The organism is Arthrobacter sp. JCM 19049 (genome assembly GCF_001310435.1).
In genome coordinates this window covers 1-5,498 of record NZ_BAXF01000125.1, presented here as the reverse complement: position 1 = coordinate 5,498, position 5,498 = coordinate 1, and the positions used below count along the sequence as shown (strand labels likewise).

Genomic DNA, 5,498 nt, shown 5'->3' with positions numbered 1-5,498 from the left:
CGCCCCGCGGAGCGTGCCGGACGGCGCAGCGCACTGAGGTAGAACGCCGCCGCGCCACACAGCACAATCGCCAGCGCCACCAGCAGGAAGGACATCAGATCCCTTCCGAGTTATGCGAGGAGTTTGCATCAATCAGCGCGCTGATCACCACGTCAACCGCTTCGTCCGGGTCATCGGTGAGGGTGAACAGGTTCAGGTCCTTCGGCGAGATGCAGCGCTCCTCGGCCACCACGTTCGTCAGCCAGTCGACCATGCCGCCCCAGTAGTCCTTCCCCACCAGCACGATGGGGAAGCTGGTGATCTTCTCGGTCTGGACCAGGGTCAGCGCCTCGAAGAGCTCATCCAGGGTTCCAAAGCCGCCGGGCAACACGATGAAGCCCTGGGAGTACTTCACGAACATCGTCTTGCGCACGAAGAAGTAGCGGAAGTTGATTCCCTTGTTCACCCACTGGTTCAGTCCGGTTTCGAAGGGCAGCTCAATGCCCAGCCCCACCGAGACTCCCCCGGCGTCGCTCGCGCCGCGGTTCGCCGCCCCCATGACGCCCGGGCCCCCGCCGGTGATGGTGATCAGTCCGGCTTCGGCCAGGCGGCGTCCGATGCGCTCTGCCTGTTGGTAGTAGGGGCTGTCTTCCCCGGTGCGGGCCGAACCAAAAACGGAGACGGCCGGGCCGATCCCCGCCAGGGTGCCGAAGCCGGAGACGAACTCGCTTTGAATCCGCAGCACGCGCCACACGTCATTGTGGGTGAAGTCCTCCTGCGGCCCGGAAAGCAGGTAGCGGTCCAGCTGCATGCCCGGGGTCTTGCCGGGCCACGAGGCTTCGACGTGCAGTTTTCTGCCGGCTCGTGCGTTTTGTTCACTCTTGCTTTTGTGGGCCATGACTTCACTCTATCCGTCCCGCCACCACTATGGGCTGCTTCATTGCATCCTGTTAGCGAACAAATGACGCCCTTGCTCCCGATCCGGCGCCACACCCCTACCCCAGGGCAGGTGCCTCCGCACCCACTCCGCTGCTGGCGGATGCCTTCACCGCACTTGGCAGCTCAGACTGGGTTCACCGTGCGTGCATCGCTCGGACCACCGGCACGCAAGGAGCCTGCCCGGGCACCGGCCTGGTCACGCCTTTGCACTCCGAATTTGCGCCATTCCCGCTGCGACGTGCGCGTTACCATTTGGTAACAACTTCTGGACGAGTGTGATTCGTATCGCGTTACCCCGGTCACATGGGCTAATGTCTAATCTATGAAAAGAGATCCTGCGACTCAATCTTCATATGACGGCCCGATTGTTCAGCTGACCACGGTCAACAAGCATTACGGTGCCCTGCATGTCTTGAACGACATCAACCTTGAAGTTACCAAGGGCGAAGTAGTCGTGATCCTCGGTCCGTCGGGCTCAGGGAAGTCGACCCTGTGCCGTGCCATCAACCGCTTGGAAACAATCGATGACGGCACGATCAAGATCGATGGCAAGACCCTGCCCGAAGAGGGCAAGGCCCTGGCCAACCTGCGGGCCGATGTCGGGATGGTTTTCCAGTCCTTCAACTTGTTTGCACACAAGACGATTCTGGAGAACGTCACCCTGGGCCCGATCAAGGTCAAGGGCATGAAGAAGTCCGAAGCCGAGAAGCTGGCCATGCAGCTGCTTGAACGGGTGGGAGTAGCCAACCAGGCCAACAAGCTGCCGGCCCAGCTCTCCGGCGGCCAGCAGCAGCGTGTGGCCATCGCCCGCGCACTGGCCATGCGCCCGAAGGTCATGCTCTTTGATGAGCCGACCAGTGCGCTGGACCCGGAAATGATCAACGAGGTGCTGGACACCATGGTCACCCTGGCCAAGGAGGGGATGACCATGCTGGTGGTCACCCACGAGATGGGCTTCGCCCGCAAGGCCGCGGACCGGGTGATCTTCATGGCTGACGGAAAGATCGTCGAACAGGCTGCACCGAACGACTTCTTCACCAACCCGCAAACCGACCGGGCCAAGGACTTCCTTGGCAAGCTCATCACCAACCACTGATACACACACCCGCATCACAAGTAGGAGAACATCATGCGTAAGACACGTTTCGGTTCGATTCTCGCCATGGCCGCGGTGGCAGGCCTGGCCCTGACCTCATGCGGCGGATCGGGTTCCGATGACGCCGGAAGCGGCGACGGTGGCGGCGAGAAGGTGCGCATCGGCATCAAGTTCGACCAGCCGGGCCTGGGCTTCAAGGAAGGCGATGAGTACACCGGTTTTGACGTGGACGTCGCCAAGTACGTCGCCAAGGAGCTGGGCTACGACGAGGGCAACATCGAGTTCGTCTCCGCCCCCTCGGCCAACCGCGAAACCCTGCTGGAAACCAACCAGGTCGACATGATCTTCGCGACCTACACCATCAATGACGCCCGCAAGGAGCGCGTGGCCTTCGCCGGCCCGTACTTCGTGGCCGGCCAGGACCTGCTGGTGCGCACCGATGATTCCACGATCACGGGCAAGGACTCGCTCGATGGCAAGAACCTGTGCTCGGTCACCGGTTCCACCTCGGCCGAAAACGTGAAGAAGGACATCCCGGGCGTCAATCTGGTCGAGCAGCAGGGCTACGCCGACTGCCTGGGCCTGCTGGAGACCGGTGGCGTGGACGCGATCACCACCGATGACATCATCCTGGCCGGCTTGGCCGCCACCGAGGCGAACAAGGGCAAGTTCAAGGTCGTGGGCGCACCGTTCAGCGAAGAGCCCTACGGCGTGGGCCTGAACAAGGAAAACGACAAGTGCGAGGACATCAACACCGCCATCAAGAAAATGATCGATGAGGGCGAGTGGGAGAAGGCGCTGAATGCCAACACCGAAGGCACCGGCTACAAGCCGAACGCCGAGTTGAACCCGCCGACCGAGTTCGAGGCCTGCAGCTAGTCCGGCCAGCGCACTAACGACGTGGTGCCGTGTTTCGGTTTGCACCGGGCACGGCGCCACCGGTTTCCACCCCATCCACCGACCAAGGAGAACACGTCGTGGAAGGCTATTTAAGTCTTTGGGATGAGTACGGTGAGCGGATCTTGGAGTCCTTCTGGGCCAACCTGCAACTCACCTTCTGGGCCGCCTTGGCATCGCTGGTGCTGGGCACCTTGCTGGCCATCATGCGGATCAGCCCCATCCCCAGCCTGCGGGCCTTTGGCACCGCCTACGTCAATATCTTCCGAAACACCCCGCTGACCATCATCCTCACCTTCGGTGTGCTGGTGCTCTTTGGCGTTTTTGAGCTCAAGCTCAGCTCGGATTTCAACCTGAACTTCTTCCAGATCGCGATCATCGGCCTGAGCATCTACCATGCCGCGTTCTTCTGTGAAGCCATCCGCTCCGGGGTCAACACGGTGCCGCTGGGACAGGCCGAGGCGGCCCGCGCCATCGGGCTCAGCTTCCTGCCCGCGGCGCGCATCATCATCCTGCCCCAGGCGTTCCGCGGGGCGATCGCCCCGATGGGCAACGTGCTGATCGCACTGATTAAGAACACCACCGTGGCCATCGCCGGATCAGTCGCCGAGATTTCCGGGCTGATGAAGACGATGCTGGAGTACCGCGCCGACGTGGGCATCCTGATCTTCCTGACCGTGGCACTGATGTTCGTCATCGTCGTGCTGCCGATCGGCGCACTGACCACCTGGCTGTCCAAGAAACTGGCGGTGGCACGATGAGCAACGCACAATCGGTCCTCTTCGATGCCCCGGGGCCCAAGGCGCGCCGGCGCATCATGGTCCTGAACATCATCGGCATCCTGCTGGCCCTGGCCCTGATCGGCTACATCCTGTACGTGATGAACAGCAAGGACCAGCTGAACCCCGAACGCTGGGCGGTCTTTGCCAAGGGTTCGATCTGGTCGAATTACGTGCTGCCGGGCCTGCTGAACACGCTGAAGGCCGCGGCGATCTCGATCGTGACCTCCCTGGTCTTTGGCTTCATCTTCGGCATGGGACGCCTGGCCCACAACAAGCTGATCAACTTCCTCAGCTCGGTGGTCGTGGAATTCTTCCGCGCCGTGCCGGTGCTGCTGATGATGCTGTTCCTGTGGATCATGCTGGCCCGGGCCGGCTGGGTTGAACCGGCCAGCTCACCGTTTGTCGCCGTCGTGATCGGGCTGACCCTTTACAACGGGTCCGTGGTGGCCGAACTGATTCGCTCCGGCGTGCATGGGCTGCCCAAGGGCCAACGTGAGGCGGGCATCGCCATCGGGCTGACCCGTGGCCAGTCGCTGCGCCTGATCGAGATCCCGCAGGCGCTGACCGCGATGCTGCCGGCACTGATCAGCCAGTTCATCGTGATCCTGAAGGACTCGGCGCTGGGCTACATCATCAACTTCAACGAACTGCTGTTCAACTCGAAGCTGGTGGGTACCGGCAACTCGAACATGCTGCAGGCGCTGGTGATCTGTGCGCTGATCTTCATCCTGCTGAACTTCGCCCTGTCGAAGCTGGCGGAGATCGTCTCCCGCCGGCTGACAGCCGGGTTCCGCGGGACAAGAAGGCGGCCCCGGCCCCCAGCGCCACCATGCCGCCGGATGTGGGGATCCCGGCCGCGGGAAACAACTAGAGATGAGGGGCCCGCCCCCTTGCCACTCCCCCGAATAGCACTGCAGCGCCGGCGATGGAACACCCATCGCCGGCGCTGCAGTTTTTTCGTGCCCGGCGCCAGGGCCTGTCCGTAAAGGCCCGTAACGCTTGCGGCACTACTCCTGGAGCCAGCTGTGCAGCGCCTGGGCGCAGCGCCGGATGGCGTCCAGGGGCACGTGCTCATCATCGGTGTGGGCCAACAGTGCGTCCCCGGGACCGAAGTTCACGGCCGGGATACCCATGGCCGAGAACCGGGCCACGTCCGTCCACCCGTACTTGGGTTTGGGCTCCTGGCCCACGGCGGCCACCAGTGAGGCGGCGATCGGCTGGTCCAGGCCCGGGGTGGCCCCCAGCGCCCCGTCGGTGCGCTCCACCTCGAAGCCCTCCATCAGCTCCCGCACCACGGCCTCGGCCTGCTCCACGGTCTTGTCCGGGGCAAAGCGGTAGTTCACGCTCACCTCGCACAGGTCCGGGATCACGTTGCCGGCGATGCCGCCGCTGATCCGCACGGCGCTCAGCGACTCCCGGAAGGCCAGGCCCTGCACGTCCACAGTCTGGGCCTGGTAGTCGGCCAGGCGCTGCAGGATCGGGGCGGCGGCGTGGATCGCGTTCTGCCCCATCCAGGCGCGCGCAGAGTGCGCCGCCCGGCCGTGGGTGCGCACGATGAAGCGGCTGGTGCCGTTGCAGCCGCCCTCCACCGTGCCGTTGGTGGGTTCCAGGAGGATCGCGAAGTCCGCGGCCAGCAGGTGCGGGGCCTCGCGCTGCAGCCGGCCCAGTCCGGACTTGGCCGCTTCCACCTCCTCATGGTCATAGAAGATGTAGGTGATGTCGTGGGTTGGGTTGCGCAAGGCGGCGGCCAGGTGCAGCTGCACCGCCACCCCGCCCTTCATGTCGGTGGCGCCGCGCCCGTAGAG

6 protein-coding genes are annotated in these 5,498 nt (G+C 63.7%); 4 read left to right on the top strand and 2 right to left on the bottom strand.

Annotated features, from left to right (window positions below; all coding sequences use genetic code 11):
- Positions 1 to 94: 94 nt before the first annotated feature.
- The gene (locus JCM19049_RS07580; protein ID WP_279402696.1) at positions 95 to 790 is read right to left on the bottom strand and encodes a TIGR00730 family Rossman fold protein; all 696 of its coding nucleotides are present in this window, start codon (positions 788 to 790) and stop codon (positions 95 to 97) included.
- A 450-nt stretch (positions 791 to 1,240) separates the two neighbouring features.
- Between JCM19049_RS07580 and JCM19049_RS07575 the strand changes: the two genes are divergently transcribed.
- The 4 genes from JCM19049_RS07575 to JCM19049_RS07560 all read left to right on the top strand — a co-directional run bounded on the left by JCM19049_RS07575 (position 1,241) and on the right by JCM19049_RS07560 (position 4,679).
- Positions 1,241 to 2,014 (top strand): amino acid ABC transporter ATP-binding protein, encoded by a 774-nt coding sequence (locus tag JCM19049_RS07575; RefSeq protein ID WP_054821282.1) that lies wholly within the window; start codon positions 1,241 to 1,243, stop codon positions 2,012 to 2,014.
- A gap of 33 nt (positions 2,015 to 2,047) precedes the next feature.
- Positions 2,048 to 2,893 carry a glutamate ABC transporter substrate-binding protein gene (locus JCM19049_RS07570; RefSeq protein WP_054821281.1) on the top strand — a complete coding sequence of 282 codons (846 nt, stop codon included), beginning with the start codon at positions 2,048 to 2,050 and terminating at the stop codon, positions 2,891 to 2,893.
- Positions 2,894 to 2,991: 98 nt separating this feature from the next.
- The gene (locus JCM19049_RS07565; protein ID WP_054821280.1) at positions 2,992 to 3,672 is read left to right on the top strand and encodes an amino acid ABC transporter permease; all 681 of its coding nucleotides are present in this window, start codon (positions 2,992 to 2,994) and stop codon (positions 3,670 to 3,672) included.
- Positions 3,669 to 4,679 (top strand): amino acid ABC transporter permease, encoded by a 1,011-nt coding sequence (locus JCM19049_RS07560; RefSeq protein ID WP_279402695.1) that lies wholly within the window; start codon positions 3,669 to 3,671, stop codon positions 4,677 to 4,679. The genes JCM19049_RS07565 and JCM19049_RS07560 overlap by 4 nt, the downstream gene beginning before the upstream one ends.
- Before the next feature lie 21 nt (positions 4,680 to 4,700).
- On the opposite strand, the gene dapE is transcribed toward JCM19049_RS07560, so the two are convergent.
- Positions 4,701 to 5,498, bottom strand: a 798-nt coding sequence (dapE, locus tag JCM19049_RS07555) for a succinyl-diaminopimelate desuccinylase (protein ID WP_054821279.1), incomplete at its 5' end; no start/stop codon positions are given.

Bases quoted from the DNA above. Each gene is read 5' to 3' on its own strand.
- JCM19049_RS07575 (WP_054821282.1), top strand. From the start codon at position 1,241: ATGAAAAGAGATCCTGCGACTCAATCTTCATATGACGGCCCGATTGTT.
- JCM19049_RS07560 (WP_279402695.1), top strand. From the start codon at position 3,669: ATGAGCAACGCACAATCGGTCCTCTTCGATGCCCCGGGGCCCAAGGCG.
- JCM19049_RS07580 (WP_279402696.1), bottom strand. From the start codon at position 790: ATGCAGCTGGACCGCTACCTGCTTTCCGGGCCGCAGGAGGACTTCACC.
- JCM19049_RS07570 (WP_054821281.1), top strand. From the start codon at position 2,048: ATGCGTAAGACACGTTTCGGTTCGATTCTCGCCATGGCCGCGGTGGCA.